Raw genomic sequence first — 25,812 nt, 5'->3', positions numbered from 1 at the left:
CCGACTGGTAGCATGTTGCAACCATCAACGTCGGACGGAGGCTCCCGTGGTCAGACGGACCCGCTTGGACGAGAGCGATTGCCCGGTCGCCCGGTCGGTCGACGCGATCGGCGACTGGTGGTCACTGCTGATCGTGCGGGACGCGTTCGACGGCAGTCGGCGCTTCGGGGAGTTCCAGCGCAGCCTGGGCGTGGCGAAGAACATCCTGTCGACCCGCCTGCGCAGCCTCGTCGCCGGGGGCATCCTCGACGTCGTACCGGCATCGGACGGCAGCGCCTACCACGAGTACGTCCTCACGCCCAAGGGCCAGGACCTCTTCCCCGTCATCGTGGCGCTGCGACAGTGGGGCGAGAGCCACTTCTTCGAATCCGGCGAACCGCACTCGGAGTTGGTGGACCTCCGCAACGGCCGCCCGCTCCGCGCCCTGGAGGCCCGTTCCGCCGACGGGCGCCTCCTCAGCCCTGAGGACACCGTGGTGAAGAAGGTCGACAGGGCCACGCCTTGATCAAGCCCGCGGCACCACGAGGCCCGACTCATAGGCGGCGACCACCGCCTGCGTCCGGTCGCGCAGTCCGAGCTTGCCGAGGACCCGGCTCACGTGGGTCTTCACGGTCTCCTCGCCGACGTGCAGCCGGGCGGCGATCTCCGGATTCGAGAGGCCTTCGGCGATCAGCCTCAGGACCTGGGCCTCGCGCGGGGTCAGCTCGCCGAGCCGGGCCGTCCGGCGGGCGGACGGGGTCGGCCGCTGGCGGGCGAACTCCGCGATCAGACGGCGGGTCACGGTGGGCGCGAGCAACGCCTCGCCGCTCGCGACCACCCGCACCGCGTCGAAGAGGCGCTCCGCCGTGACGTCCTTGAGGAGGAAGCCACCGGCACCGGCGCCGAGCGCGTCGTAGACGTGCTCGTCCAGGTCGAACGTGGTGAGGATCAGGACCCGCGTGGCGGTGTCCGCGGCGAGTCTCGCGGTCGCCTCGATCCCGTCCATCACCGGCATCCGTACGTCCATGAGGACGAGGTCCGGTTCGAGGTCCCGGCACAGCCGCACCGCCCGCGCGCCGTCCTCGGCTGTTCCCACGACGGTGAAGTCGTCCTGGGTGGCGAGGAGTTCGGCGTAGCCGACGCGGATCACCTCGTGGTCGTCGGCGACGACTATGCGGATGGGGGCGGGCTGCGGCGTGCTCATGGTCGCTGCTCCTGGGCCGATGCGGTGGGAGGCGGGGACGGCAGCAGGGCCTCGACGAGGAAGCCGCCGTCGCGGGCCGGACCGGTGCGCAGGGTGCCGCCGACCGTGGTGGCCCGCTCCCGCATCCCGAGCAGGCCGTGGCTGCCGTCCTGCGTCGGTCCTGGCGGGGACGGCCCGTTGTCGCGCACGCGGACCCGCAGATCGGCTTCGGAGTAGCGGAGTTCCACGTCGACGGCCGCCCCTGGGGCATGTCTGCGTACGTTGCTGAGCGCTTCCTGGACGATGCGGTAGGCGGTGAGTTCCACCCCTGGGTCGAGGGCGCGGACCGGGCCCCTGACGATGAGCCGGGCGCCCGCGCCGGTGGTGTCGCGGGCCGTGTCGACGAGTTCGTTGAGCTCGGCGAGTCCCGGCTGGGGGCGTCGCCCGGGTTCGTCGGCGGCGTCCTCGCGCAGCACCCCGAGCAGCCGCCGCATCTCGGTGAGCGCGGTCCGCGCGGTGTCGCCGATGGCCAGGAACCGCTTGGCGCCGTCGGGTGGCAGCCCTTCGGTGGCCAGGCGGGCGGTCTCCGCCTGGACCGCGATCATCGAGATGTGATGCGCTACCACGTCGTGCAACTCCCTGGCGATGCGGGCCCGTTCACCGCGCGCCGCGTTCTCCAGGAGGGTGTCGGCGATGGCCCGCTCGGTGGATCTGTGGGCGAGTGCCGCGTCCTGGGCTCGCCGGGCGAGGCCCGCTCCGGCGGCCGACCCGGCCACCGCGGCCACGAGGACGGTGCCCAGCCGGGTGGCGACCGTCGCGTCGGAGGGGGCCGCCACCGCGTACGCCACGAAAGGGAGCGGCAGAAGCGCGGCGGGGGCGCGAGGGCCTCGGCGGGCCAGGACGTACAGGCACAGGGCGAGCGAGACGAGGCCCCCGGCGGTGAGGACGTGGAAGGGCGCGAGGGACAGCGCGCTCGCGGTCGTGACCGTGACCGCCACGGCCAGGGGGTAGCCGCGCAGCACAGCGACCGGTGCCGTGGCGCCCACGGCGAGGAGCAGTGCCGTCGGCAGGTTCGCCGAGGACGGCTGGCGTACGGCGACCTGGCTCGCAGCGGCGAACGCGAGCAGGGTGGCAAGAGCCACCGGGCCCTCCGGGAGCCGCAGGAAGGTCCGCACCCGCGCCGCGGCGGTCTTCGTTCTCACGGCAGCCATTGTTGCTGGCGGGATCGCGATGCGGGTCCCTCGCGCGAGGGACAGGAACATCGCTCCGTTCCGGGACGCCTCGGGGCTCGCGGCTGCCTAGCCTCCCTGAGTATGGAAAGCACGGAGAACACGACGGCTCCCGGACCGGCCGCGGCCATCGAAGTCCGGGGCCTGCGCAAGCGGTTCGGGTCGGTCACCGCGGTCGACGGTCTGAGCTTCAGGGTGGCGCACGGCCAAGTCACCGGCTTCGTCGGTCCCAACGGAGCCGGGAAGTCCACGACCATGCGGGCCCTGCTGGGCCTCGACACCCCCGACGAGGGCACCGCGCTGATCGACGGCAAGCCCTACCACGCCCTGCCCAGGCCCCTGACCCGCGTCGGCGCGCTGCTCGACGCGGGCGCCGTGCACCCGAGCCGACGCGGCCGTGACCATCTGCTGTGGCTCGCGCACTCGCACCGGATACCGGCCGGGCGCGTGGACGAGGTCCTGGAGCAGGTCGGGCTGGCCTCCGCGGGCAGGCGTCGCGCGGGGGGCTACTCGCTCGGGATGCGTCAACGCCTGGGGATCGCGGGCGCGTTGCTCGGCGATCCGCCCGTGCTGCTCTTCGACGAACCCGTCAACGGCCTCGACCCGGAGGGCATCCGCTGGATCCGCGGCCTGCTGAGGTCCCTGGCCGCCGAAGGGCGTGCCGTGCTCGTGTCCAGCCATCTCATGAGCGAGCTGGAGGACAGCGCCGACCATCTGGTGGTGATCGGGCGCGGCCGGGTCCTCGCGGACACGAGCGTCAGGGAACTGCTCGCGGCCGCCTCCGCGGACCGGGTGGCGCTGCGCACGGGTGCCAGGGAGCGGGCCATGACCGTGCTGGCCGCAGCGGGTGCCACGGTGGCCGCCAACGGCCGGGAGTCCCTCACCGTCGCCGGACTGGACGCGGAGCGGGTCGTCCAGCTCCTCACCGCGGCCGCCGTGCCCTTCTCCGAGGTCGCGGCGCACCGGGCCACGCTCGAGGAGGCCTACATGGAACTCACCGCTGACGCCGTGGAGTTCGCGTCCGCACCCGTCGACGAGGAGGGGGCACGATGAGCACGCGGGCACCGGCCCCGGCGCCGTCGAGCGCTCCCTACCGCTCCAGCGTCGGGCCCGCCGCCCGAGACGGATTCCCCCAGCTGCTGCGTGCCGAGTGGACCAAGTTCCGTACCGTCCGCCGCTGGTGGCTGACCCTGCTCGCGGCCGTCGTGGTCACCGTTCTCATCTCCCTCTTCTCCGCGTCGAGTTCCACCTTCGCCACCGGGCACGCCGGACCGGGAAGCCCACCGCCTCCCGCCACGGACGCGTCGGGCCTGGTCGTGCGTGACGCCTTCCACTTCGTGCACCGGGACATGGCGGGCGACGGCGAGATCACCGTCCGGGTCTCCGGACTCACCGGGCAGCGGCCCCGGCAGGCCCCCGAGTGGGCCAAGGCCGGGATCATCCTCAAGGAGTCGACCGACGCGGGTGCGCCCTACGCGGCCCTGATGATGACCGCGGAGCACGGGGTCCGGCTGCAGAGCGCCTTCACCGAGGACACCAAGGGCAGCGGGACCCCGGCGAGCGAGGCGCGTTGGCTGCGTCTGGTCCGGTCCGGCGCCACGGTCACCGGCTACGAGTCGGCCGACGGCAGGCGGTGGCACCAGGTCGGCGAGGTGCGCCTCGACAAGCCGCCCCGGACCGTGCGGGCCGGGATGTTCGTGGCCTCGCCCTCCCTCCGTGACATCCAGCGGAGCTTCGGCGGCGCCTCGGCCGGGGACCGGCCCACGCGGTCCACGGCGACCTTCGACCACGTGCGGCTCCACGATTCCCGTGCCGCTTCCGGATCTTGGCGGAGCGAGGACGTGGGTGAGAGCCCGGCGGCGAAGGGCACGTCGGCCCGTGACGGCGCCACGTTCACCGTCACCGGCTCGGGGGACATCGCACCGGGGGCGCAGGAGATGGATCTGGTCGCCGCCGGGCTCAGCGGCACCCAGTTGGGCCTCATCCTGGTCGCGGCGCTCGCGATCCTTTTCATCACCGCCGAGTACCGGCGCGGAATGATCCGCACCACTCTTGCCGCGAGCCCGCGGCGGCCCCACGTCCTCGCCGCCAAGGCCCTGGTCATCGGCGCCGTGGTCTTCGTCGCCGGACTGGTCGCCTCGGCCGTGTCGTTCGTGTTCAGCCAGCGGATGCTGCGCGACAACGGCCATCGGCGCCCTCACTTCCCCGAGTGGGCGCTCAGCGACGGTCCCGCCCTGCGGGCCGTCGTCGGATCCGCGGCGCTGCTCGCCCTGATCGCGGTCCTCGCGCTCGGCCTCGGCGCGCTCCTGCGCCACACCGCCGCGGCGATCAGCGCGGTCGTGGTGCTCTTCGCCCTCCCGCTGATCCTGGTCAACGGGCTGCCGCTCGGGCTGTCCCGGTGGCTCCAGGAGGCCACACCGCTGGCGGGCTTCGCCATCCAGCAGACGACCCCGCGGTACGACCAGGTGACCACGGTCTGCTCCCCCAGCGACGGCTGCTACCCGCAGGGCCCCTGGACGGGCCTCCTCACCCTCTTCCTGTACGCCGTCGCCGTACTCGCCGTCGCGATGTGGCGCCTGCGGAGGCGAGACGCGTGAGGGCGAGGACCGCGGCGGCCGGGCAGGATCGGCCCGCCGCCGACGGGGGACGCGTCGGCCGCGGACAGCGTACGGATTCCATGACCTCCGCGATCCACACCGAATGGACCAAACTCCGCACCCTGCCCAGCACTTGGTGGCTCCTGGTCGGCGTCGTCGTCCTCACCCTCGCGGCGAGCGCCGCCACCACGGCCGGGCTCGCCGCCGACGGCTGCGCCGCCGAGGTCTGCCACGAGGACCTCGTCAGGCAGAGCCTCACCGGTGTGTGGCTCGGCCAGGCGGCCGTGGTGGTGCTCGGCGCGCTGACCATCAGCGCCGAGTACGGCACCGGCACCATCCGCGCCTCCCTCACGGCACTCCCCGCCCGGCTGCGCCTGCTCACCGCCAAGGCCGTCGTGGTGAGCGGCCTCGCCCTGTGCTCCGGCAGCCTGGCGGTGCTCGGCGCCCTCGGCGCGGGCCGCCTGCTGCTCCCCGACGGCGGCTTCACCGAGGCCCTCGGCTACCCGCCGATCGGCCTCACCGACGGCCCGACCCTGCGCGCCGCCGCCGGAAGCGTCCTCTACTTCGCCCTGGTCGCGCTGCTCGCCCTCGGGGCGGCCGCGGCCCTCCGGGACACCGCCGCCGCGGTCACCACCGTCCTCGGACTCCTCTACGCCTTCCCGCTGCTGGTCGGCATGGTCCACAACGACACGTGGCACGAGCGCCTGGAGCGGCTGTCCCCGGCGTCGGCGGGCCTGGCCGTCCAGGCCACCGAGGGCCTCGACCAGTTGCCCATCGGCCCCTGGCAGGGCCTTGCCGTCCTGGCCGGGTACGCGGCGGGCGGGATGGTTCTCGGCGGGGTGCTGCTCAAGGCGAGGGATGTGTGAGGGCCGCGCCGTCGGGCGGTTCCCACGGCGGCTGTGCGACACGATCGGCCACGGCACCGGTCTCCGCGCCCTCCGACAGGGGCAGCAGCACGTGCAGTCGCGCTCCCGTGTCGCTCGCGATGATCCGCAGGGTCCCGTCGTGCGCCTGGGCGATGTCGCGCGCGATGGGCAGGCCCAGGCCCGAGCCGCCGGTGTCGCGGGTGCGGGCGTGGTCGAGGCGGGTGAAGCGGTCGAAGACGGTGGTGTGGTGCCGGGGCGGGATGCCGGGGCCGTCGTCGACGACGTCCAGGGCCGCTTGCCCGCCTTGGGGGGTGAGGGTGACGTCGACCGCGGTGGTGGCGTGGCGGACGGCGTTGTCGACGAGGTTGGCGACCAGGCGGCGCAGGCGGTCGGGGGAACCGTCGACGATGAGGTCGGGGGTCAGGTCGAGACGTACCCGGACGTGCGGGCGGGGGCGCACGCGGGTGGCTTCCTCCGCGACGAGCTGGGCGAGGTCGACGATCGAGGTGCGCTGCGGTTCGCGGGCGTCGAGGCGGGCCAGCAGGAGGAGGTCGGCGGTGAGGGACTGGAGGCGTTCGACGTCGTCCAGGGCGTCGGCGGCGAGCTGCTCGTCCTGGGGCGCGGCCAGTTCGAGCCGGGTGCGCAACACGGCCATGGGGCTGCGCAGTTCGTGCGCGGCGTCGGCCACGAACTGCCGGTGTGCGTCGACGGCACCCCACAGCCGGTCCAGGGTCGCGTTGACGGTGCGGGCCAGTGCCGCGATCTCGTCCCGGGTGCCCGGTTGCGGGACGCGTTCGTGCAGGTCGTGTGCCGTGATGTCGGCGAGCTTCGCCCTGATCGCGGAGACCGGGCGCAGCACCCGGCCGACGGAGAGCCAGGTGAAAAGGGCCACGAGCGCGAGCAGCGCGGGAACGCCGGGCAGCAGCACCTGCTTCAGGGTGGTCATCGCCGCGCGGGCGGGGGCCGTGGAAGCCGTCCCGGTCACCGTCAGGGGTCCGTCGCTGGTTTCGATCACCTCGCGGACCGTGATCTTTCCCTCCCGTATGTTCACCACGCCCGGGTCCTTGTCGCCGGAGCCGTGCGACGACGGCTCTTCCCAGGATCTGGCAGCCTCCTTCAGTCCGGGACCCGGCGGCGACGACAGGGAGCCGACCTTCGCCTTCGCGTCCTGCGCCGCCGCCTGCCGGGTGGACGCGTTCAGGCTGGAGTCGAGCGCGAGGAACAGCGCGAACGAGGCCAGGCACAGGGCCACTGCCACCGCGACCGTGGCCGTGAGTGTCGTCCGCAGACGTACGCCCATGTCAGGCCTCCAGCCGGTATCCGACACCGCGCACGGTGCGCAGCGTGGTCCTGCCGAACGGCTTGTCGATCTTGCGGCGCAGTGCGCTGATGTAGACCTCGACGACATTCGAGTCGCCGTCATAGGCGAAGTCCCAGGCCTGGGCCAGCAGTTCGGACTTGGGGACCACTTCGCCGGTGCGCCGGGCCAGGCAGTGCAGGATCGCGAACTCCTTGGGGGTGAGGGCGATCCGTACGTCCCCGCGGGCGCACGTCAGCCGTGCCGGGTCGACGCTGAGGTCCCCCACCTTCAGGACGGTGGGCCGCTGCCGGACGGCGCGGCGGGTCAGGGCGCGGAGCCGGGCGAGCAGCACGACGAAGGAGAAGGGTTTGGTCAGGTAGTCGTCGGCGCCGGTGTCCAGGGCCTCCGCCTCGTCGTACTCCCCGTCCTTCGACGTGAGCATCAGGATCGGGGTCCAACTGCCGCTCTCCCGCAGCTCCTTGCAGACCGCGTAGCCGCTCAGCGAGGGCAGCATCACATCAAGGACGATCACGTCGTAGGGCTGCTCGGTCGCCAGCCACAGGCCGTCGCGGCCGTCATGGGCGAGGTCGACGGCGAACCCCTCCTTGGCCAGGCCGCCCTTGAGCAGCTCCGCCAGCTGGACTTCGTCCTCCACCACGAGTATGCGCACCCCCACAGGATGCCGTCGGCACATGAGACCAACCTGAAGATCACTTACGGCTTCTTCAGGTTGGTCTCATGTGCGCCGGGCGAGTCTGTGCGCCGTCCGATCGACCAACCACCGGCAGCCCGTCCATGGAGCCGCCGGTCCACGGAAGGAATCCGACCGTGCGCAAGCACCGCATCCTGGCGGCCACCGTCCTCACGGCGGGCCTCGGCCTGTCCGGAGTGGCCACCGCGTCGGCGAGCGGCACCGCCGACTCGCCGTCCGGGCAAGCGACTTCGGCCGCGAGCCGGAGTCACGGCGCGCCCGTTCACTGCATGACGACCGGCAGCCCGGCGAAGGGCGGGCCGTCGAAGACGTCCGTCAGGGTCGTCGACGGCAAGTTCCACGCCGGGGACCCGACCGCGCAGGGCATGTGGGACGCGCGGGAGAAGTCGCGCACCAAGTGCGGCAAGCTGCTCCCGCTGCCCGGTCACGGCGGCGGAAAGGGCAAGGTGATCACCTGCGTGATCCTCGACGGCAAGGCCGTCGCCAAGCCGGGTGGCAAGCCGGGCAAGTCCACGGTCAGGGTCGAGAAGGGGAAGGTGTACGTCAACGGCAAGCTCGCCCCGAAGGGCAAGCTGAAGGGCGTCTGCCCCGCCGAGCCGCCCGTCCTGGGCAAGGCCGGCAAGCCCGCCAAGGGTGTGACGGCGGGCAGCGCCGCCGCTCTCGCCGATGCCGAGCGGGGTCTCGCGACGGGCACGACGCGCGGCGAGTAACACCTGAGGGTCCACCCGCGTTTCCGACGTGGACCCGCACCTGGGGCATCCCCCTGTCCTGACCGCCGCCGGGGGGGCGGTCAGGACAGGCCCGCCACCGGCACTCAGCCCGCCTCTCGGCCGAGTACCGCGTCGATCTCCACCTCCACGAGCCAAGCGGGGTCGATGAAGCGTGAGACCTCCACGACCGTGCAGGCCGGGCGCACGGCGGCGAACCGCTCGCCGTGCGCGCGAGCGGCGTCCTCCCACTGCGTCACGTCCGTCAGCAGGAGGCGCGTGCGCACCACGTCGTCGAGCGACGCCCCCGCCTCCCGCAGCGCCCGCTCGGCGATGTCCAGGCAACGCACCGTCTGGGCGTAGACGTCGCCGGGTCCGACGGTGGAGCCGTCGTCCCCGATCGGGGCCGTTCCCGCGACGACGACGTACGGTCCCGAGCGCACCGCGCGCGAGAAACCGATCCGGGGCTCCAGCGGGGACCCTGAGCTGACGACCTTGCGTACGTGTTCCATCGCGTCATCGTGCCAGGCCCCGGACGGGCGGAGGCGGGCGCGGTGCGTCCGGCGGTCACCGGGCGAGTGTGGCGGGAGGGGTCGTTCCGCAGAATTCCGCGAGGAGTACGTAGGCGGCCGCGTCGGTGTCGCCCGCCCAGTCGGTGTTGAAGTTGACCACGAGGCGGTGGCGGCCGTCGCGGGTGGTGTACGCCATGGACTGCGAGCCGGGCATGAAGCCGGTGTGACCCCAGACCACCTTGCCGCAGGGCAGCTTGGCGCGGAAGATGCCCAGGCCGTCGTCCTGGCCGTCGCCGAAGTCGGGTGAGGGGACGGTGGTCGTCATCTCCCGCATCTGGGCTTCGGGGAGCAGCTTTCCGCGCATCAGGGCGGTGAGGAAGCGGTCGAGGTCGCCGGTGCTGGAGATGATCTCGCCGGCCGACCAGCCCCAGGAGGGGTTGAACTCGGTGATGTCGTGGACGGTGTGCTGCGGGTCGTCGGGGAACTTCGTGTACATCCGCCCGCTCGGCGCGGGAATCCTGACGCCGGTGCCCGGCAGGCTGGTGGCGTGCAGTCCGAGCGGTTTGAAGATCCGCCGCTCGGCCTCGGCGGCGTAGCTGCGGCCCGTGGCCCGTTCGACGACCATCGCGGCGAGGACGTACTCGGTGGTGGTGTAGTTCCAGCCGGCGCCGGGGGCGAACTTCGGCTTGTGGCGCATGGCGAGTGCCACGAGCTGTTCGGGCTGCCAGGTGTCGTAGCGGTGGGAGAGGAAGATCTTGCCCTGCAGGTGCAGGCCGGGGTCCTCGGTGTAGTCGTAGATGCCGCTGGTGTGGTTGAGGAGTTGGCGGAGGCTGACCTTGCGGCCGTCGTGGCCGTTGCCGCGGACCAGGCCCGGCAGCCAGTCCTCCACGGTGTCCGACATGCTCAGCCTGCCCTCGGCCTCCAGTTGGAGGAGGACCGTGGCGATGAACACCTTGGAGATGCTGCCCACCCGGAACCGGTCGACCGCCAGCGGCGGACGTCCCGTGCCGAGGTCGGCGACCCCCGCGGCGCCGCGCCAGGTACCGCGCGCGTCGTGCGCCCGCACCAGGACGCCGGGGACTCCTGCCTTCACCGCGGCGTCCATGGCGGCCCGGGTCGCCTCATGTCCCCGGGCCGGTGCGGCGGGGGCCTCGGCCGCCGTCGACGGGGCGCTCAGCCCGGCTGCGGCGACGAACGCGGCCGCCGCGACCAGGGTGGTCAGTGTGGTCCGTACCGTACGCAACGTCATGCGAACCTCCCTCTCACCGGAAGGGACCCATGCTGCCGGGGCAACGGTTGGCTCCGGGGCACGGCGCGAGGGAGGCAACCCGTTCGGATCAGGGGCCGCCCGCTGCCTCTCCGCGCGCCCGCGCGCCCCCTGCACCCGTGGCCCTGTCCCGGCCCGCTCCCGCTTGGCCGAGGCCTTCAGCCCCAGCTGACACGGAAGTCGAGAGGCAGTTCGCGCAGTGCGCTCAGCTCGGCCGCAAGGCCGGGCGCCGACCGTTCGAGCGGTTCGCCGTCCACCAGGGGGGCCGAGCTGTAGATCTTGCGCAGGGAGAACCTCCAACCGGAGTGATCGCCGTGCCCGTTCTCGACCTCGACCCGCAGCCGGTGCGGCTCGTACTGGACCCGTGCGCTCTCCGCTCGCGTGACCGGGCAGGCGTCGAGCGCGGACCAGAGCTGGGCATCGGTCATGCGGGCAAGGGAGTCGGAGGTGAGGGGCGTGTGGTCGAGGAGTCGGCCGACGAGGCGCCGGACCACCGAGGCGGGGCCGACGTTGTCCCACGAGGTGTGCAGGCGCGCTTCCGCGCGGACGAGGGCGACCAGTGCCGCGGCCGTCCCGGCGTCCGCCGACACCGTGTGGTCGCGGATGCCGAGGCGGCCGAGCAGCACCGCCGGGTCGGTGTCGAGGCGGCCCGCGGAGCGCCCACTGCGTACGTAGGAGTCGAGGTGATCGAGGTTCAGGAGACCGGCGCGGCCGGTCAGGGGTGACGGCGGTCGGCCGCGGAGCCGCTCGACGATCTCCTCGGCGTCGATGCCGTGGTCGCGCAGCACCGACCGGATCGGGTCGGAGCGCACCAGCCGCAGCCCGATCGCATGGTGGTCGAGACCCGCGAGGCCCTCGAAGGTGTGGCTGAGGGGCAGATGGCCGATGTCGTGCAGCAGCGCCGCGACGCGCAGGCATGCGTCGTCGGGGGCGAAGTGCGCGACCAACGTGAGCACGCCGAGGCTGTGTTCGAGCCTGGAGTACGACTGCAGGGTGGTGAGCGTCGAGGACCCGCCGTGCGCGACGAAGTGCAGGCGCCGGACCGGTTCCGTGCGCAGCAGGTCGGCTTCCACGGGGTTCAGGCGGACGGGTGCCCGCCACAGGGGGTCGGTGAACTCCCTGGTCAGGCCTGTCACATTGGTCGGGACGGGTGGTGCGGCCGCGTCCTGAGAACCGTTTAGCGAGGTCTGTTCCCTCCGACTGTCCATCAGGGAACCCTAGGGGCGCGTTCCGGGGACGGGACAGGTTCTTGATCCACCTCGGTCGCTGCCGGTCGCTCTTCGCCGCGCGCCTACGGGGGTTGTCCCCCGCGCCGCCCTGAGGACAGCGCATCGACGCGTCAGGGGGAAAGCCGGATGGGCCGATCCCCCACCCGGTTGGTGGGATGGTCGCCGACCCCACCGGCTCGGGGCCGCATCAGCGGCGGGGCACGGCCTGAGCGGTCCCTGAGGACACACGCAACCTGAACAGAGAGGGCACCACCATGCACGCGTTACGAAGGCGTCGGCGCGGCCTGCTCGTCCTGACCGGCTCGATCGCGGTCCTCGTCGCCGCGTCGAGCGGGCCGTCGGCGGCGGCGAAGCCGCAGCGGGCCGATCCGCTCCAGGAACGGGTGAACGCGATCCGTGACAGCGGGGCCGTCGGCGTGTTCGCCGAGACGGCGGCACCGGGGACACGGGAGAGGGCGCGCGCCGGGACCGCCGAGAGGGGCACCACGAAGCCGATGCCGCGGCACGGCAGGTTCCGGATCGGCAGCGCCTCCAAGTCCTTCACCGCCACGGTCGTGCTGCAACTCGTCGGCGAGGGGCACCTGTCCCTGGACGACAGCGTCGAGAAGTGGCTGCCGGGACTGGTCCAGGGCAACGGCTACGACGGTGGCGGCATCACCGTGCGGCACTTGTTGCAGCACACCAGCGGCATCCGGGACACCCTGCCCTGGATTCCCGCGCTGAACAGCGCGAAGGGCTATCGGGCCGAGCGGTTCCGCACGTACACCCCCGAGGAGTTGGTGGGGCTCGCGATGCGGAAGTCGCCCGCGTTCCAGCCGGGCGAGGGCTGGTCGTACTCCAACACCAACTACGTGCTCGCCTCGATGATCATTCGCAAGGTGACAGGCCGGAGTTGGGCACGGGAGGTGCACGCCCGGATCATCCGCCCGCTGGACCTGAAGGACACCAGTACGCCCGGCGCCCTCCCGTTCGTCCCGGGCCCGCACGCCCGGTCCTACGCCTCCTTCGGCACCGGCACCGGCACCGGCGTCGACGCCACGACGCTCAATCCGAGCATGGCCGTCGGCTCCGGCTCGATCATCAGCTCCACGCGCGACCTGACGCGGTTCTACAGCGCCCTGCTCCGCGGCCGTCTCCTGGATCCGGCGCAACTGGACCAGATGACGGCCACCGTGCCCGCGCCCGAGCTCGGCGTGAAGTACGGACTCGGTCTGGGCGAGCTCCCGTTGCCCTGCGGTGGCAGCTACTTCGGCCACCCGGGCGAGCTGCTCGGCTATCACACCTGGAGCGGCGTCACCCGGGACGGCTCCCGGACCGCCGTGGTGTACGTCAACAGTGACGGCGGCAAGGGCACCCAGGAGGCCATGCGCACACTCGTGGGCGAGGAGCTGTGCCGGACGCGCTCCTGAACTCCCGGCAGCAGCTCCTCGTCCCGGCCGCGGCGCTCCCGGGCGCCGGCGGGCTGCTTCCTACTTCCAGGGGCCGGTGAACGCCCGGCCCGGCACCGGCTTGGCGATGAGGGCCACGGCCGTGAAGAAGTTGACCTGGCCGATCGCGAGCATCAAGGTGGCGAGCGCCTTGGGTTCGTAGTGCTCGGCGACCTCGGCGTACAGCGCGTCGGAGACCCGCTCGCCCTCCGTGGACGGCCGCAGGACGGCCTCCACGAGGGCCAGCGCGGCCCGCTCGGCACCGGTGAAGTACGGCGAGTCCTGCCAGGACGCCACCGAGGTGATCCGCTCCTCCGACTCCCCTGCCGTGCGCAGGAATCCCGTGTGCAGCACCGTCAGATAGGTGCTGCCCGCGATCTGCCCGGCCCGCAGGTGGACCAGGCTGATCGTGGAGCGGGGCACCGAACCGTTGCCCACGACCTTGAACAGGGCCGCCGACACCTCCGCCACCTCCGGGACCAGCTCCGTGGGGTCCTCCTGCATGCGCGGAGCCAGCGGGATCTCCGTGGTGATCGAACGCGTTCCCATGGTCTTCTCCTCCAGTGATCGGTCAGCGGTCGTGCGTTGTTCTCACTCAGCTGACGGATCGCGGCGGGGAAGTGTGACCGGTCGCGGCAGAAGGATCGGGGAGGGCTCAGAGGCTCGCCGAATGGATCTCGACGGCTTCCGGGATGACGGCGACGACGTGTTCCTGCCAGCAGTCCGTCTTCCGGGTGGCGACTTCGGCCCCGCAGCCGGCGCACACGAGGTTGGGGCCGTCGAGGCCGTCGGGTTCGCAGCAGCCGTTCTGTCGCCCCGGCCCGCGGTGCTGGCGGGTACCCGGGGCGCCGTCGGGGTGCAGGGTGATCGCCCCTGTCTCGGGGTCGATCGCGTACGTCCCCTCCTGCAACAGGGGCAGGCCCAGGCGCTCCCCCGTGAACTTTTCCGGGGTGGGCGGGAAGGAGACTTGGCGGAGTTCGTCGGTCAGAAGCTCGCCGCAGTTCACGCAGGTGATGATGTACACCGGAGAATTTTCTCGTGGTCGGGCCGCGCCCGCCCAGGCTCTGGCGGCTACGGCTCAGTGCTCGTTGCCACAAGTGGGTCGCGGCGGCAACAACTGCGTCTCAGTGGTCTCCGTCTTCGCTCTCGCGGTTACGAGCGCTGCGGCGCCGGTGCGCGTTCGGCGGCCGCGGCGGGTACGGCGGTGGGGCCGACAGCGGGTACGGAGGCAAGGACGACGACCGGCGCCGCAGCTCCCTTCCGTCCCGCCAGACGGCAGCCGAGGCAGCCGGGGTGGCCGCCGCGCGCCGCCGTGTCGCGGACCCGCCAGGGCTGCTGCGCCACCGGCCGCGGCCCCGTGGGCTTGCCCCATCCGGCGAGATGGAGGACCCACGTGAGGAGTGCGGCGAGGACGACGACGGCGCCGCCCGCGACCAGTCCCCCGGTCGAGTCGGCGGCGAGCCCCACTCCCATCACCGCGCTGCCGAGGACGGCCGTGCAGGTACCCGTCCAGCCCGCCACCGTGTGACCCATGTCGTGGTCTCCGTGCATGCTCATGGCCGTCTCCTCGGGAAATGGGATGCTGGGACGGGTGATCGGGACTCACCCGCGCGACAATGTCTTATCTCGCGAGATAATTTACTTAGATGCTAAGGGGATCTGTGGTGCAGGGCAAGACGCGCCCGGCGGCGACGGCCGACCAGGCGCTGTACGCGATGGACCGGATGATCGCGACGGCCCAGTTCGGGCAGCAGGACATCGCCCGGCGCATGGGCCTCAACGTCACGGACCTCACCTGTCTCGGCTTCCTCATCGAGGCGGCCAACGCCGGTGAGTCCCTGGTGGCGGGCGACCTCGCCGAGCGGGCCCGGCTGACCACGGGAGCGGTGACCGGCGTCCTCAACCGCCTGGAGAAGGCCGGTTACGTACGGCGCCAGGCCGACCCGAAGGACCGCCGACGCATCCACGTGACCATGGAGGAGTCCGCGCAGAGCCGCATCCTGAAGGTGTACGGCCCCTTCTACGAGCGCCTGGGCCTGCTGTTCGCCGACTACGGCCCGGACGAGATCGCCGTACTGACGGACTGGTTCACCCGCGCCAAGGTGCTCCTCCAGGACTCGCTGGACGAGATCCGCCAGGATGACGCCGGACCAGACAGCCGTCGATGACCCGCCTCGGGCGCGACGGCGCGCAGGCGCCGGCTACCGGGAAGCGCCGAGCCAGTCCTCGTAGCGCGTGGCCGCGAGGCGCGCGCCCGGGCGCGGGACCAGGACGTCGCCCTCGACGGCGGCGAACATGCCCGCCTTGTCGTCGGTGACGACGGTCCGCGGGTCCTTCCGGTGCTCCAGCGTGAGGCGGCCGAGGTCGTCCAGGGAGAAGGCGTCGGGGCCCGCGACGTCGAGGATGCCGTTGCGGGGCGGGGCGGTGGCGACGTCGGCGAGCGCGGCGACCACGTCGGCCGCGGCGATGGGCTGGACGGGAGTGGCGGGCAGCCGGACGGTCTCCTCGTCGGAGGTCCAGGACATGACCGCGTCCATGAACTCGAAGAACTGGGTGGCGCGCACGATCGAGTACGGCGCGGGCCCGCCGCGCAGCAGTTCTTCCTGGAGCGCCTTCGCGCGGTAGTAGTCCAGCTGCGGCACCTGGTCGACGCCGACGATGGAGAGGATGACCTGATGGGTCACGCCCGCGCGCTCCCCCGCGGCCAGCAGGTTCTCCATGGTGGTGCGGAAGAACGCCGGGGACGCCTCGTCGAACGTGGGTGAGTTCGACACGTTCACGACCGTGTCCGCGCCGTCGAGCGCCTCGTCGAGCCCCGCGCCGGTGAGCAGGTCGAGCCCGGTCGACAGGGACGAGGCGACCACCTCGTGCCCGGCGTCGCGGAGCCTGGAGACCAGCTGGGAACCGATGAGGCCGGTGCCGCCGATGACGGTGATCTTCATGATCCTGACCTTTCGTGAACCGAGTGCCGCGGTGGTGTCACACGACGTAACTAACTCGGATATTCGATGTCCGAGATAATACTCGGATATTCTGTGTCCGAGTCAAGCGGGCGAGCGTGTCACACGGGGAGAGCACATGAAGATGTCCGGCGGCGTGGAGTGGGCGGTGCACTGCTGCGTGGTGCTGACCGCGGCGAGCGAGCCGGTGCCGGCCGCCCGTCTGGCGCAGTTGCACGACGTCTCCCCCAGCTACCTGGCCAAGCAGATGCAGGCCCTGTCCCGCGCGGGCCTCGTCAAGTCCGTCCAGGGCAAGACCGGTGGATACGTACTGACCAGGCCCGCCGCCGAGATCACGGTCCTGGACGTGGTCCAGGCGGTCGACGGGGCGGGCCCGGCGTTCGTGTGCACCGAGATCCGTCAGCGGGGCCCGTTCGGGACCCCGCCGGAGGACTGCACGAAGGCGTGCCCCGTCGCGCGCACGATGGCCGCCGCCGAAGCGGCCTGGCAGGCGTCCCTGCGCGGCGTCTCCATCGCCGACCTCGTCGGCACCGTGGAGCAGGACAGCGGACCCGAGGCCCTGCCCACGATCGGCGCGTGGCTCAACACGGCTAACAGCTCAGGGGGTTGAGCGGCACCGGCGCGGTCCCGGCCACAGGCACGGGCACGGTCGCAGTGTCTGTCGCGCGTCACGCCTGCTTCAGGTCTGCGGCGCGTCCGGTGGCTGGTCCTCGTCGGTGGCGGGTGCGGCACGGTCGTCGATGACGATGTGGACCGGTTCGGCGCCAGGGTGCGGTGAAGTGGTCAGGGAGCGCACGGTGTTGGCGACGCGCTCATACAGGTGACGGGCGATGGCCGCGGTGCCGGGGTCGACGCCTGGGGCGCGCTCGACGGCGCGCAGGCTCGTGAGGGTGGCGACCAGGCTGAGCCCGGAGACGTCGACATCGACAGTGCCGTGGTCCTCCACGACGGCGCCGGGGATGTGGAAGTGCCGGTCCTGCCCTGCGTGTTCGACGAGAAAGGCCCAGGTGTCACGGTGCACCGTGAGCCGCGCGGCGGAGATGCCCGCCGCCTTGCGGAGCAGGTCGACGTGGTCGCTGTCGGCTTCGTCCTGACGCACGCTCTCCCCCTGCTCCCGTCCGGGCTCGTCGGCCCCGGAAGGCGGTCCCTCGTGGGCGGGCGGTGACCCCTCGGCCCCCGACCGACCTCGGCTGATGTCGTTGAGTGCGGCGCGGATGGCGACCAGTTCCGTGCCGAGGGCCGCGAGCGGGTCGTGGAGGGCGTCGTGGCCGCGGTTGAGGCCCTCGCGGACCACGGCCCGGATCTCGGCGAGGCCGGTGGTGATGGCGGCGTTGGCGTCCTGGCGGGCCTGGTCGACGGCGTGCCGCTGGTCGTTGACCTGCTGGCGCAGTTCGGCGAGGTCGACGCGGATCCGGTTGAGGTGCTCGGTGGTGTCGGGCTGCTTGTTGAAGATCGTCATGTGCCCCCCTGCCTGGCGGAAGCGGCCAGCGTCGCGAGCGGGCGACTTGTCGACAAGCGCGCGAATCGGACACGCGGGGACGCCGACTCCAGAGGTGACTCAAGGCCTCCAGCGGCACCCGAAGGCGTCATCCGTCCCACTTCCGTACAACTGTCGTGCGCCACCCCGTTGTTGGCCGTGGGGCCGCTGTTCGCGCAGAGGTTCAGCGCTGTACCGTCTGGCACGACCCACCACAGCGAGGAACGGAGCCCACGCATGGCCAGCCCCCTGGATCGAGTCGACACCTCAACAGCGCACTCCGCTCGGGTGTACGACTACATCCTCGGCGGCAAGGACCACTACCTCGTGGACATCGAGGCGGGCGACGCCATGTGCCGGCACTGGCCGTCGCTGCCGGTGCACATGCGGGAGAACCGGCGGTTCATGCACCGCGCCGGGCACTTCCTGGCGCGGGAGAAGGGCATCCGGCAGTTCCTGGACATCGGGACCGGGCTGCCCACCGCCCCCAACCTGCACGAGGTGGTGCAGGAGGTGGCCCCGGAGTCGCACGTGGTCTACGTGGACAACGACCCCATCGTCCTCACCCACGCCCGCGCCCTGCTGCAGAGCTCCCCCGAGGGCGCGACCGCCTACGTCGACGCCGACATGCACGACCCCGACGCCATCCTCGACAGCCCGGAGATGCGCGCGCTCATCGACCTGGACCAGCCGGTCGGCCTGATGGTGATCGGCATGCTGCACTTCATCCTGCCGCCCGACGACGGCCAGTTGGTGCGGCGCCTCCTCGACCCGCTCCCCTCCGGCAGCTACCTGGCCATGACCATCGGCACCGCCGACTTCGCACCCGAGGAGGTCGGGCGGGTCGCCGAGGAGTACGCCCGGCAGAACATGCCCATGGTGCTCCGCGACCTGCCGACCACCACATCGTTCTTCGCCGGGCTCGACCTCGTCGAGCCGGGCGTGACCCAGGTCCACAAGTGGCGGCCGGACAGCGGGCAGCGGGACGTCCGCGACCGTGACATCGCCATGTACGGGGCGGTGGCGCACAAGCCCTGAGACACCGCCGCCGCACCCTCTCCCCACACTCTCGGCCCCACACGGAGCCGAGGCCCCCCACAAGTGAAGGGACAGCAATGGTGCACTACATACGGCTAGGAATAGCCGGCACCGCCGCAGCGGTCGCCCTGACCCTGGCGCCCGCCGCGAACGCCCTGTCCGCGCCCGAACAGGACGCGGCGAAGAAGGCGTCGGCCGTCGTGACGCTCCGCTATGACGACAGCCGCGCCGCGGGCTGGGAGGCGGCCATCGCGGCCGGAGTCGCCTCGTGGAACTCCAACGTCGACAACGTCAAGCTCGTCGAGGCCGCGCCCGGCACCCGGGCCGAGATCCAGATCGTGGCCACCAGCGGCTGGCCGCAGGCCACCCTCGGCCCGGTCCGCCCCGGCGGCAGGGCCCAGGTCCAACTCGGGCAGCAGGCGGTCACGGACGGGCATGACAAAACCCGTATCGCCGCCCACGAGCTCGGCCACAACCTGGGCCTGCCGGACACCAAGCCCGGCCCGTGCTCCCAGCTGATGTCGGGCTCCAGCGCCGGTACCAGCTGCAAGAACGCGGTCCCCGACGCGGCCGAACAGGCCCGCGTCGAGGCGGCCTACCGCAACGGCGCCGCGGCACGCTTCCCGACCGACGGCCGCATGCTGGTCGACGCGCGCTAGTCGACTCCCGCACGAGCGAAGAGCCGTAGTACCCGGCACGGCCACAGCGCCACGGTGCCTGACCGCGAGCACACGCGGTCAGGCACCTCGCCGTCGGCCGAAGAACCGCTACGGCGCCATCTCGTACGCCCCGGCCAGCGCCTCCACGCGCTCCCAGACCCGCGCCGAGCGGGCCTCGTCGACGACCGGGCGGCGGACCGCGCCGAGGGCCCAGCCCTGCTGCGCCTCGGTGGCGGAGTCCTTGCCGTGCAGCTCGACGGCGTACGCGGAGAAGTCCCGTACGAGCACGGCGAACAGCTCGTCGAGGACGTCCTGCTCCAGGCCGGTCAGGCGGGCCTGCTCCAGGATCAGCTGGCCGTGCACGACGAGCGCGAACAGCTGGCCGACGGCGAGCAGCAGGTCGAGGTCACGGCTCTGCTTCTCGTCGGGGGCCGCGGTGGTGACGAACTCGCAGAGCGCGTCGGCCTGTTCGCGGAAGCGGGCGACGTTCGGCACCTCGGCGTACGCGTCGTAGGCGGCGCGCCAGTCGTGGAAGCGGATGGCGCCGAGGCCGCGGGCGGGACCTTGCCGGAAGAGGAAGTCGTCGTCGGTCGCGTCCAGGCGGGTGGGCACGGGCGCGTACTCGGCCGGGCTGAGCAGGTGGTTGCCCATGAACTTCAGAATCAGGGCGAGGTTGACGTGGACCGTGCCCTCCAGCTTCGGCAGGCCCCGGATCTCGGTGGCTGCCTGGGCGAAGTAGGTGTCCTTCTCGAAGCCCTTGGCCGCGATGACGTCCCACATCAGGTCGATGACCTTCTCGCCCTCCGTGGTCACCTTCATCTTCGTCATGGGGTTGAAGAGGAGGTAGCGCCGGTCGTCGGGGCCCGCGGAGCGGAAGTAGTCCACGGCGCGGTCGCTGAACAGCTTCATGCCGACGAGCCGGACGTAGGCGTCGGTCAACTCCCGGCGCACGTGCGGGAAGGCGGTGACGGGGCGGCCGTAGAGGATGCGGCCCGTGGCGTGGGTGACGGCCTCGTACATCGCGTGCTCGCAGATGCCGATGGAGGCGGTGCACAGGTTGAACTTGCCGACGTTGACGGTGTTGAGGGCGGCGTCGAAGGCGGCGCGGCCCGTGTGCAGGACGTCGGCGGCGGCCACCGGATAGTCGTCGAGGCGGAACTCGCTGACGTACTTGGAGGAGTCCACGACGTTCTTGACCAGGTGGTACGCCTCGTGGCGGCTGTCGGCGGCGAAGAAGACGTAGCCGTCGGGGCCCTCGACGTCGGTGCGGCGGCCGAAGACGGAGACGAGCCCGGCGGCGTTGCCGTTGCCGATGTAGTACTTGGAGCCGCTGGCCCGGAACCCGCCCTGGCCGTCGGGCTCCAGGAGCATGTCGGTGGAGTAGATGTCGGCGCCGTGGGTCTTCTCGGACAGGCCGAAGGCGAACACCTCGCCCTGGGTGAGGAGTTCGGCGGCGCGGGCGCGGGCGGCGACGTTGTCGCTCTGCCAGACCGGGCCGAGGCCGAGGATGGTGACCTGCCAGGCGTACCAGTAGTCGAGGCCGTAGAAGCCGAAGATCTCGTTGAGGGCGGCGATCCGGGCGGTGTCCCAGCGCTTGTCGCCGTGGTCCTCCCGGGCGTCCGCCGCCGGGGTGAGGAAGGTCGCGAAGAGAGCCTCCTTCGCGGAGAACGCGAGGAAGTCCGCCAGCCAGGCGCGGGAGCGGTAGTCCTCGATCAGCTTGCGCTTGCCGCGCTCCTCGAACCAGTCGACGGTCGCGCGAAGGAGCCTGCGCGTCTCGGGGTCGAAGTGGGTCGGGTCGTACGTGCGCGGGTTGAACAGCAGCTGGTCGGCCATGGCCATTCGCCTTTCCGGCTCGGGAGTTGGGGGGGGAGGACTTCGGGAAGAGAAGGGAGGGCAGGGAGGGCTCGGGGCCCGGTTCAGCGCTCGGGGCCGAGTCGTCGGAGGGTCGTGATCACGTCGTCGAGCCAGGCGAGCGTCATGCGTTCGTACGCGATGCCGCCGCGCAGCACGACGTGCTGGAGCTCCTGACCGGCGTCGGGCGACTCGGGGGCCTCGGGTCCGGTGAAGTCGCGCCGCTCCCCCGCGAGATAGTGCGCGAGGCGGTCGGCGTGCGCCTGGCGGTGGCGCTCCACCTCGTCGATCAGGGCGACCGGGTCGTCGAAGGCGGCACCGCGGATCTTGACGGCCAGCTCGTGCCGGACGCTCTCCGGTTCGATCGGCTCGTGCAGCCACTGGGAGAGCGCCATCCGGCCTGCCGCGGCGACGGAGTACTCCTTCTTGTCCGGCCGGTCCGGTTGCGCCACCTCGCGGGCGTCGATCCAGCCGTCGCTCTCCATGCGCTTCAGGACGCGGTAGATCTGCTGGTGGGTCGCGGCCCAGAAGTAGCCGATGGACCGGTCGAAGCGCCGGGCCAACTCATAGCCGGAGCCGGGCTTCTCAAGGAGGGAGACGAGAATCGCGTGCTCGAGCGCCATGCCCGAATCCTTCTATGCAACTCGTTGCATAGACAAGTGGCACTGCCCAGGTGAGACGCGGCTCACCTGGGCAGTGCGGTATCCGGCCGTGCCGGGTCAGAGCACGGTCACGTACCCGGGGGCCGGGAGGCGGGTCGCCATCGTGGGCTCGTGGATGTCGGCGAGGGCCACGAAGAGCAGGGCGACAGCGAGCGCGCCCGGGTCCGGTACGCCGAGCGCGTGATCGCCGACGTAGCTCGCGCGGCCGCGCCGGGGGCGCAGGGACGCGGTGGACAGGGCGCCCCGGATCGCGGCCTGCGCGGCGGTGGTGAGCGGGGCCTCCGCGCCCTCGGAGCCGTCGGTGGGCCCGGCCTCGGCCGCGGCGGCCAGCGACTCGGCGGCGGGCGCCAGCGCGTCGACGATGGTGCAGTCGCCCACCCGTGCCCCGCCCACGCGGTGGATCGCGGCCTGCGCGCCCGCCGTGGCCTCGGCGAGGGCCGCGACGGACGGCGCCTGCTCCGCGCCGGATCCGGCGGCCGCCAGGTGCTGGAAGAGCAGGCCGAACAGCGGGCCGCTGGTGCCGCCGACGTCGTTGAGGAACGCCTCGGCGAGCGCGGCCACGCCGTCGGCTCCGGTCTCGTCGGCGAGCTTCACCGCGCGGCGGACGCCGCCGGAGAGGTTGTCGCCGAAGTCGCCGTCGCCGACGAGCTGGTCGAGCTTGGTGAGGTTGTCGCGGACCTGGGCCACGATGTCCGCGTAGCGGTCGAGCACGACACGGCTGCCGGTGGCGAGGGCGGGCGCGGGCGCGGTGGCCGGGGTGGGGGTCGCGGGGCGCTCCGGTGCCGTCGCGGCGCTGTCGGCGCTCATGGGCCGGGGCAGCACGAGCGGCGTCTCGGCGGGCGCCGTCCACAGGTCCGCCCAGCCCTCGTCGAGGCGGGTCAGGGTGAGCGAGAACCCGGACATGTCCAGGGCGGAGGTGTACGTTCCGGCGACGGTGAGGACGGGGCGGAGGCCGCGCTCGGCGAGCCGCTCGGTCAGCAGGACGCTCACGGCGTGCAGTTCGAGGTCGGTGGTGGCGCCGAGGCCGTTGACGAGGACGAGGACCTCGTCGGGGCCGGGCGGCAGCGCGTCGAGCAGGTCGTCGGTCATGCGCCGGACGAGGTCGTCGACCGGGGGCCTGGTGATGGTGCGGGTGCCGCGCTCGCCGTGGATGCCGACGCCGTAGTCGAGGACTCCGGCGTCCAGGGTGAAGGCGGGGGCCGACGTCGTGGGCGAGGTCTGGGCCCGGGCCGCCACGGCGATGCTGCGGGACTGTGCCACGACACGGGTGCCGAGCTCCTGGAGTTCCGCCAGGGAGGCGCCCCGGTCGGCGGCGGCGCCGAGCAGCTTCTCCACGACCACCGTCGCGGCGGTGCCCCGGCGGCCCGTGGCACTGTCGGCGGCGTCCGTGGCCAGGTCGTCGTCGACCAGGACGGTCGCGACCGGGATGCCGTCGTGCCGCAGGCGCTCGGCCGCGATCTGGAAGTTGATCACGTCGCCCGTGTAGTTCTTGACGACCAGGAGCACGCCCTCGCTCTTGGCGGCGGCGACGCCGGCCTCGTAGATCTGCCGGTTGTGCGGGGAGGCGAACACCTCTCCGGGACACACCGCGTCCAGGCCGCCGCGTCCGAGCAGGCCGGTGTGCAGCGGCTCGTGCCCCGAGCCGCCGCCGGACACCAGCGCGACCCGCCGATCGGGGTGCGGGGCCCGTGCCCGCAGGAACAGCGGCGCGGCGTTGACCTCGACCTTGTCGGGGTGGACGAGGGCGAGACCGCGCGCGGCGGTCAGTACGGGGTCGGTTTCCGGCAGGAAGTAGGTCATCGGTCGTTTCTCCGTAGGTCAGGGCGCGGGGCCGGTGGCGGACGTCGACGGCGCCGCCGACCGTGCCGACCGGGCCCACCCTGGACGCCGTACCGCGCCCAAGATCGGAACCGTGGCGTTCCGGAACCCGGAGGTTCCGGTGAGGGAGTCCGGCATGCGATCCTGCCACCTGCGCCGAAAGGCCGCGAATCCGCCATCCATCCCGGAAAACCCCTGATCAGCCCAGTCATCTTTGCGAGGTCTTTACCCGTGACGAACGCGCGACGCGAGGACCTCGGCCGCATGCTCCGCACCTGGCGCATGGCCCGCGACCCCGCGCAGGTGCCCGGCATCGCCCCCACGCGCGGCCATCGCAGCTACCTCACGCAGCTCGACGTCGCGCTGCTGCTCGGCGTCTCCGAGCGCTGGTACCGGGCCCTGGAGAAGGGCGAGGACCGCCGGTACGGCCGCGAGATGATCGCCGGGATCGCCCGGATCCTGGATCTGTCCCCGCGCCAGTCGGCCGCACTGCACCGGGGCACCGGCCACGAGCCCCCGGCGCGCCGCCCCGACACGGTGCTCGCGGGACCGGCCGCGGGACCGGAGACGGAGCCGGGGCCCGCCGCGCGCGGTGCCCTCGACCCCGCGCTCGTCCAGCTCGTGCGCGAGCAGCGCCACGTCAGCTTCCTCTGCGACCAGGCCTGGGACGTGGTCGACGCCAACACCGTCGCCGCCCGCCACTGCCCCTGGCTGGTGCGCCCCGGTGCGAACGTCATGACCTGGGCGTTCTCGCACGAGGCCCGCTATCAGCTGCGGGACTGGGAGAGCCGCTGGGCCGTGCCCCTGCTCACCCGGCTGCGCCTGGCCTGGCAGCGCTGGCCGGACAACGCCCGCCTCGACGAGGTCGTCCGGACGGTGCGCGGCAAGCCGGGTGTCGCGGCGTTCTGGGACGCCCCGGCGCCCGCCCCGCCGGAGCCGGACGCCTCCGACGACGTCCGCCCGATGTACTTCCCGCTGCTCGCGCCGGACCCCGTGGACGTCCGGGTGCTCGCCTGCGGCCCGTACGACGACACGTCGCTGCGCTGGTACCTGGTGATCCCGGTGGACGGGTCGCTCACGTTCCCGTGAGGTGCCGGTGGCGCCGTCGGGCCCGTCACCCGGCGCTGCGGCACAGGGCGTGGTCGACCAGCTCGCGCATGACGTCCTCCTGGCGGGCCGCGGCCTCCGGATCCGCGGGGCGGCTGTGCGCGGAGACGGTGACGGTGCGCCTGCCGTCGGTGGTGGTGGCGGTCCGCATGACGTAGCCGAAGCCGCTGCCGCCGTGCCCGAGGTAGCTCCCGCCGCAGGACAGCGGGGTGGAGAAGAGGCCGAGGCCGTCCTCGGTCCCCGCCGGGTGGCCGCTCCCCGGCGGGACCGGGACGGTGGTCCGCATGGCGGCCAGCTCGGCCGGCTTGAGGAGCCGGCCGCCGGCGAGGGCGGCGAAGAAGCGGTTGGCCTCGTGTGCCGTGCCGGTCATCGAGCCGTCGGCACCGCTGTCGAAGGGGCGGTAGGGGATCGTGGTGTCGACCCTCGGGCCGCCCTGGGCGAACTGCTGGTAGTTCACCGTGTGCGGAGACGGCAGGAACGGCGAGGTGCCGGTGTCCGTCCGCCGCAGCCCGAGGGGGCGCAGAACGCGGTCCTCGACCTGCCGTTGCCAGGTCCGGCCGGTGAGCTTCTCGATGATCATTCCGGCGAGTACGTAGTTGGTGTTGGAGTACGCCCAGCCCTTGCCCGCGGCGAAGTCCGGCTCGTGGCGCATGGCCAGGGCCACCAACTGCTCGGGGCGGTAGGACTGCCAGCGCTTGGTGAAGTACGTGCGGGCGCTGGGGTCGGGGAAGACGTCGCGCGTGTAGTCGTACAGGCCGCTGGTGTGCCGCAGCAGATCGCGGACGGTGATGGTCCGCCCGTCGTTCCCGGAGCCGGAGACGACACCGGGGAGGAGTTCCTCCACGGACCGGTCGAGGGAAAGGCGCCGTTCGCCCACGAGTTGCATCACGACGGTGGCGACGTACGTCTTCGTGATGCTGCCGAGCCGCAGATGGCCGTCCCGCGGGACCGGTCGGCCGGTCTTCAGATCGCGCACTCCGGAGCGGGCCCTGACGGTCCCGTGCGGGGTTTCGAGGCGGACGGCCACGCCCGTGACCCCGGCGTCGCGCAGGGCGTCGGCGTCCCGTTGCAGCACCTCGTGCGGCCCGGTGTCGCGCTGGGCGGACCGGTCGTCGGCGGCGGGGCGGGGCAGCGCCGAGGCCGCGGCGGACGGCAGCGCCGAGACGGCCAGCGTCAACGCGCCGACGGACAACCACAAACGACGAAGGATCATGCCCTGAGGCTAGGAACGG

General features: G+C 72.3%; 27 protein-coding genes. 11 read left to right on the top strand and 16 right to left on the bottom strand.

Annotated features, from left to right (window positions below; genetic code table 11):
* Positions 1 to 46 precede the first annotated feature (46 nt).
* Positions 47 to 505, top strand: a complete 459-nt coding sequence (locus tag ACFVHO_RS28305) for a winged helix-turn-helix transcriptional regulator (protein WP_385720397.1) — start codon at positions 47 to 49, stop codon at positions 503 to 505.
* Here ACFVHO_RS28305 and ACFVHO_RS28300 read toward each other — a convergent pair whose 3' ends face one another.
* Both ACFVHO_RS28300 and ACFVHO_RS28295 read right to left on the bottom strand, forming a co-directional pair.
* Positions 506 to 1,183 (bottom strand): response regulator, encoded by a 678-nt coding sequence (locus tag ACFVHO_RS28300; protein WP_385720394.1) that lies wholly within the window; start codon positions 1,181 to 1,183, stop codon positions 506 to 508.
* A complete protein-coding gene (locus ACFVHO_RS28295) occupies positions 1,180 to 2,364 on the bottom strand; it encodes a sensor histidine kinase (protein WP_385720391.1) in 1,185 nt (394 codons plus the stop codon). The genes ACFVHO_RS28300 and ACFVHO_RS28295 overlap by 4 nt, the downstream gene beginning before the upstream one ends.
* A 111-nt stretch (positions 2,365 to 2,475) precedes the next feature.
* Between ACFVHO_RS28295 and ACFVHO_RS28290 the strand changes: the two genes are divergently transcribed.
* The 3 genes from ACFVHO_RS28290 to ACFVHO_RS28280 all read left to right on the top strand — a co-directional run bounded on the left by ACFVHO_RS28290 (position 2,476) and on the right by ACFVHO_RS28280 (position 5,854).
* Positions 2,476 to 3,444, top strand: coding sequence for an ABC transporter ATP-binding protein (locus ACFVHO_RS28290; protein WP_385720388.1), 969 nt, complete (start codon positions 2,476 to 2,478; stop codon positions 3,442 to 3,444).
* Positions 3,441 to 4,988, top strand: a complete 1,548-nt coding sequence (locus tag ACFVHO_RS28285) for an ABC transporter permease subunit (protein WP_385720385.1) — start codon at positions 3,441 to 3,443, stop codon at positions 4,986 to 4,988. Before ACFVHO_RS28290 ends, ACFVHO_RS28285 begins: the two co-directional genes overlap by 4 nt.
* Positions 4,989 to 5,068: 80 nt before the next feature.
* Positions 5,069 to 5,854, top strand: a complete 786-nt coding sequence (locus ACFVHO_RS28280) for an ABC transporter permease subunit (protein WP_385720382.1) — start codon at positions 5,069 to 5,071, stop codon at positions 5,852 to 5,854.
* On the opposite strand, the gene ACFVHO_RS28275 is transcribed toward ACFVHO_RS28280, so the two are convergent.
* Positions 5,835 to 7,154 carry a sensor histidine kinase gene (locus ACFVHO_RS28275; protein WP_385720379.1) on the bottom strand — a complete coding sequence of 440 codons (1,320 nt, stop codon included), beginning with the start codon at positions 7,152 to 7,154 and terminating at the stop codon, positions 5,835 to 5,837. The two genes, ACFVHO_RS28280 and ACFVHO_RS28275, sit on opposite strands and share 20 nt — an antisense overlap.
* A 1-nt stretch (position 7,155) precedes the next feature.
* Positions 7,156 to 7,824 (bottom strand): response regulator transcription factor, encoded by a 669-nt coding sequence (locus ACFVHO_RS28270; protein ID WP_385720376.1) that lies wholly within the window; start codon positions 7,822 to 7,824, stop codon positions 7,156 to 7,158.
* Positions 7,825 to 7,982: 158 nt separating this feature from the next.
* On the opposite strand from ACFVHO_RS28270, the gene ACFVHO_RS28265 reads away from it, so the two are divergent.
* On the top strand, positions 7,983 to 8,576 hold the full coding sequence (locus tag ACFVHO_RS28265; RefSeq protein WP_385720373.1) for a hypothetical protein: 594 nt from the start codon (positions 7,983 to 7,985) through the stop codon (positions 8,574 to 8,576).
* Positions 8,577 to 8,680: 104 nt separating this feature from the next.
* Here ACFVHO_RS28265 and ACFVHO_RS28260 read toward each other — a convergent pair whose 3' ends face one another.
* The 3 genes from ACFVHO_RS28260 to ACFVHO_RS28250 form a co-directional block, all read right to left on the bottom strand.
* On the bottom strand, positions 8,681 to 9,085 hold the full coding sequence (locus ACFVHO_RS28260; protein WP_385720370.1) for a RidA family protein: 405 nt from the start codon (positions 9,083 to 9,085) through the stop codon (positions 8,681 to 8,683).
* A gap of 55 nt (positions 9,086 to 9,140) precedes the next feature.
* Entirely contained in the window at positions 9,141 to 10,334 is a 1,194-nt protein-coding gene (locus tag ACFVHO_RS28255) for a serine hydrolase domain-containing protein (RefSeq protein ID WP_385720367.1), read from the bottom strand.
* A gap of 176 nt (positions 10,335 to 10,510) precedes the next feature.
* On the bottom strand, positions 10,511 to 11,488 hold the full coding sequence (locus ACFVHO_RS28250; RefSeq protein ID WP_385720364.1) for an HD domain-containing protein: 978 nt from the start codon (positions 11,486 to 11,488) through the stop codon (positions 10,511 to 10,513).
* A gap of 347 nt (positions 11,489 to 11,835) precedes the next feature.
* Between ACFVHO_RS28250 and ACFVHO_RS28245 the strand changes: the two genes are divergently transcribed.
* Complete coding sequence (locus tag ACFVHO_RS28245; RefSeq protein WP_385720361.1) at positions 11,836 to 12,990, top strand: serine hydrolase domain-containing protein; 1,155 nt, start codon at positions 11,836 to 11,838, stop codon at positions 12,988 to 12,990.
* A 60-nt stretch (positions 12,991 to 13,050) separates the two neighbouring features.
* On the opposite strand, the gene ACFVHO_RS28240 is transcribed toward ACFVHO_RS28245, so the two are convergent.
* The 3 genes from ACFVHO_RS28240 to ACFVHO_RS28230 all read right to left on the bottom strand — a co-directional run bounded on the left by ACFVHO_RS28240 (position 13,051) and on the right by ACFVHO_RS28230 (position 14,565).
* The gene (locus tag ACFVHO_RS28240; protein ID WP_385720358.1) at positions 13,051 to 13,557 is read right to left on the bottom strand and encodes a carboxymuconolactone decarboxylase family protein; all 507 of its coding nucleotides are present in this window, start codon (positions 13,555 to 13,557) and stop codon (positions 13,051 to 13,053) included.
* Positions 13,558 to 13,663: 106 nt separating this feature from the next.
* The gene (locus ACFVHO_RS28235; RefSeq protein ID WP_385720355.1) at positions 13,664 to 14,032 is read right to left on the bottom strand and encodes a hypothetical protein; all 369 of its coding nucleotides are present in this window, start codon (positions 14,030 to 14,032) and stop codon (positions 13,664 to 13,666) included.
* 128 nt (positions 14,033 to 14,160) lie between these two features.
* Entirely contained in the window at positions 14,161 to 14,565 is a 405-nt protein-coding gene (locus ACFVHO_RS28230; protein ID WP_385720352.1) for an HGxxPAAW family protein, read from the bottom strand.
* Between the two features lie 107 nt (positions 14,566 to 14,672).
* Between ACFVHO_RS28230 and ACFVHO_RS28225 the strand changes: the two genes are divergently transcribed.
* Entirely contained in the window at positions 14,673 to 15,176 is a 504-nt protein-coding gene (locus tag ACFVHO_RS28225; RefSeq protein WP_385720349.1) for a MarR family transcriptional regulator, read from the top strand.
* A gap of 33 nt (positions 15,177 to 15,209) precedes the next feature.
* Here ACFVHO_RS28225 and ACFVHO_RS28220 read toward each other — a convergent pair whose 3' ends face one another.
* On the bottom strand, positions 15,210 to 15,950 hold the full coding sequence (locus tag ACFVHO_RS28220) for an SDR family oxidoreductase (RefSeq protein ID WP_385720347.1): 741 nt from the start codon (positions 15,948 to 15,950) through the stop codon (positions 15,210 to 15,212).
* A 136-nt stretch (positions 15,951 to 16,086) separates the two neighbouring features.
* Between ACFVHO_RS28220 and ACFVHO_RS28215 the strand changes: the two genes are divergently transcribed.
* Positions 16,087 to 16,578 carry an RrF2 family transcriptional regulator gene (locus tag ACFVHO_RS28215; protein ID WP_385720344.1) on the top strand — a complete coding sequence of 164 codons (492 nt, stop codon included), beginning with the start codon at positions 16,087 to 16,089 and terminating at the stop codon, positions 16,576 to 16,578.
* Positions 16,579 to 16,647: 69 nt separating this feature from the next.
* Here ACFVHO_RS28215 and ACFVHO_RS28210 read toward each other — a convergent pair whose 3' ends face one another.
* Positions 16,648 to 17,427 carry a hypothetical protein gene (locus ACFVHO_RS28210; RefSeq protein ID WP_385720342.1) on the bottom strand — a complete coding sequence of 260 codons (780 nt, stop codon included), beginning with the start codon at positions 17,425 to 17,427 and terminating at the stop codon, positions 16,648 to 16,650.
* 255 nt (positions 17,428 to 17,682) lie between these two features.
* Between ACFVHO_RS28210 and ACFVHO_RS28205 the strand changes: the two genes are divergently transcribed.
* Positions 17,683 to 18,483 (top strand): SAM-dependent methyltransferase, encoded by an 801-nt coding sequence (locus tag ACFVHO_RS28205; RefSeq protein ID WP_385720340.1) that lies wholly within the window; start codon positions 17,683 to 17,685, stop codon positions 18,481 to 18,483.
* Positions 18,484 to 18,560: 77 nt separating this feature from the next.
* Positions 18,561 to 19,142, top strand: coding sequence for a snapalysin family zinc-dependent metalloprotease (locus ACFVHO_RS28200; RefSeq protein ID WP_385720338.1), 582 nt, complete (start codon positions 18,561 to 18,563; stop codon positions 19,140 to 19,142).
* Between the two features lie 108 nt (positions 19,143 to 19,250).
* Here the strand turns inward: ACFVHO_RS28200 and ACFVHO_RS28195 are convergent, their stop codons facing one another.
* The 3 genes from ACFVHO_RS28195 to ACFVHO_RS28185 all read right to left on the bottom strand — a co-directional run bounded on the left by ACFVHO_RS28195 (position 19,251) and on the right by ACFVHO_RS28185 (position 23,455).
* Positions 19,251 to 20,975 carry an acyl-CoA dehydrogenase family protein gene (locus ACFVHO_RS28195; RefSeq protein WP_385720335.1) on the bottom strand — a complete coding sequence of 575 codons (1,725 nt, stop codon included), beginning with the start codon at positions 20,973 to 20,975 and terminating at the stop codon, positions 19,251 to 19,253.
* A gap of 83 nt (positions 20,976 to 21,058) precedes the next feature.
* Positions 21,059 to 21,616, bottom strand: a complete 558-nt coding sequence (locus tag ACFVHO_RS28190; RefSeq protein WP_385720332.1) for a PadR family transcriptional regulator — start codon at positions 21,614 to 21,616, stop codon at positions 21,059 to 21,061.
* A gap of 96 nt (positions 21,617 to 21,712) precedes the next feature.
* A complete protein-coding gene (locus ACFVHO_RS28185; protein ID WP_385720329.1) occupies positions 21,713 to 23,455 on the bottom strand; it encodes a dihydroxyacetone kinase family protein in 1,743 nt (580 codons plus the stop codon).
* Positions 23,456 to 23,704: 249 nt separating this feature from the next.
* Here ACFVHO_RS28185 and ACFVHO_RS28180 point away from each other — a divergent pair, with 249 nt between their 5' ends.
* Positions 23,705 to 24,562 (top strand): helix-turn-helix domain-containing protein, encoded by an 858-nt coding sequence (locus ACFVHO_RS28180; RefSeq protein ID WP_385720327.1) that lies wholly within the window; start codon positions 23,705 to 23,707, stop codon positions 24,560 to 24,562.
* A 25-nt stretch (positions 24,563 to 24,587) separates the two neighbouring features.
* On the opposite strand, the gene ACFVHO_RS28175 is transcribed toward ACFVHO_RS28180, so the two are convergent.
* Positions 24,588 to 25,793, bottom strand: a complete 1,206-nt coding sequence (locus tag ACFVHO_RS28175; protein WP_385720324.1) for a serine hydrolase domain-containing protein — start codon at positions 25,791 to 25,793, stop codon at positions 24,588 to 24,590.
* Positions 25,794 to 25,812: the final 19 nt, after the last annotated feature.

The sequence above is a fragment of the Streptomyces sp. NPDC127108 genome (genome assembly GCF_042677545.1).
Classification (GTDB): Bacteria; Actinomycetota; Actinomycetes; order Streptomycetales; family Streptomycetaceae; genus Streptomyces.
This window is presented reverse-complemented; position numbering and strand designations above follow the sequence as displayed.

Coding starts and splice junctions, on each gene's coding strand:
- ACFVHO_RS28300 (WP_385720394.1), bottom strand. CDS start 1,183: ATGAGCACGCCGCAGCCCGCCCCCATCCGCATAGTCGTCGCCGACGAC.
- ACFVHO_RS28290 (WP_385720388.1), top strand. CDS start 2,476: ATGGAAAGCACGGAGAACACGACGGCTCCCGGACCGGCCGCGGCCATC.
- ACFVHO_RS28285 (WP_385720385.1), top strand. CDS start 3,441: ATGAGCACGCGGGCACCGGCCCCGGCGCCGTCGAGCGCTCCCTACCGC.
- ACFVHO_RS28280 (WP_385720382.1), top strand. CDS start 5,069: ATGACCTCCGCGATCCACACCGAATGGACCAAACTCCGCACCCTGCCC.
- ACFVHO_RS28275 (WP_385720379.1), bottom strand. CDS start 7,154: ATGGGCGTACGTCTGCGGACGACACTCACGGCCACGGTCGCGGTGGCA.
- ACFVHO_RS28260 (WP_385720370.1), bottom strand. CDS start 9,085: ATGGAACACGTACGCAAGGTCGTCAGCTCAGGGTCCCCGCTGGAGCCC.
- ACFVHO_RS28255 (WP_385720367.1), bottom strand. CDS start 10,334: ATGACGTTGCGTACGGTACGGACCACACTGACCACCCTGGTCGCGGCG.
- ACFVHO_RS28245 (WP_385720361.1), top strand. CDS start 11,836: ATGCACGCGTTACGAAGGCGTCGGCGCGGCCTGCTCGTCCTGACCGGC.
- ACFVHO_RS28240 (WP_385720358.1), bottom strand. CDS start 13,557: ATGGGAACGCGTTCGATCACCACGGAGATCCCGCTGGCTCCGCGCATG.
- ACFVHO_RS28230 (WP_385720352.1), bottom strand. CDS start 14,565: ATGAGCATGCACGGAGACCACGACATGGGTCACACGGTGGCGGGCTGG.
- ACFVHO_RS28220 (WP_385720347.1), bottom strand. CDS start 15,950: ATGAAGATCACCGTCATCGGCGGCACCGGCCTCATCGGTTCCCAGCTG.
- ACFVHO_RS28215 (WP_385720344.1), top strand. CDS start 16,087: ATGAAGATGTCCGGCGGCGTGGAGTGGGCGGTGCACTGCTGCGTGGTG.
- ACFVHO_RS28210 (WP_385720342.1), bottom strand. CDS start 17,427: ATGACGATCTTCAACAAGCAGCCCGACACCACCGAGCACCTCAACCGG.
- ACFVHO_RS28205 (WP_385720340.1), top strand. CDS start 17,683: ATGGCCAGCCCCCTGGATCGAGTCGACACCTCAACAGCGCACTCCGCT.
- ACFVHO_RS28200 (WP_385720338.1), top strand. CDS start 18,561: ATGGTGCACTACATACGGCTAGGAATAGCCGGCACCGCCGCAGCGGTC.
- ACFVHO_RS28195 (WP_385720335.1), bottom strand. CDS start 20,975: ATGGCCGACCAGCTGCTGTTCAACCCGCGCACGTACGACCCGACCCAC.
- ACFVHO_RS28190 (WP_385720332.1), bottom strand. CDS start 21,616: ATGGCGCTCGAGCACGCGATTCTCGTCTCCCTCCTTGAGAAGCCCGGC.
- ACFVHO_RS28185 (WP_385720329.1), bottom strand. CDS start 23,455: ATGACCTACTTCCTGCCGGAAACCGACCCCGTACTGACCGCCGCGCGC.
- ACFVHO_RS28175 (WP_385720324.1), bottom strand. CDS start 25,793: ATGATCCTTCGTCGTTTGTGGTTGTCCGTCGGCGCGTTGACGCTGGCC.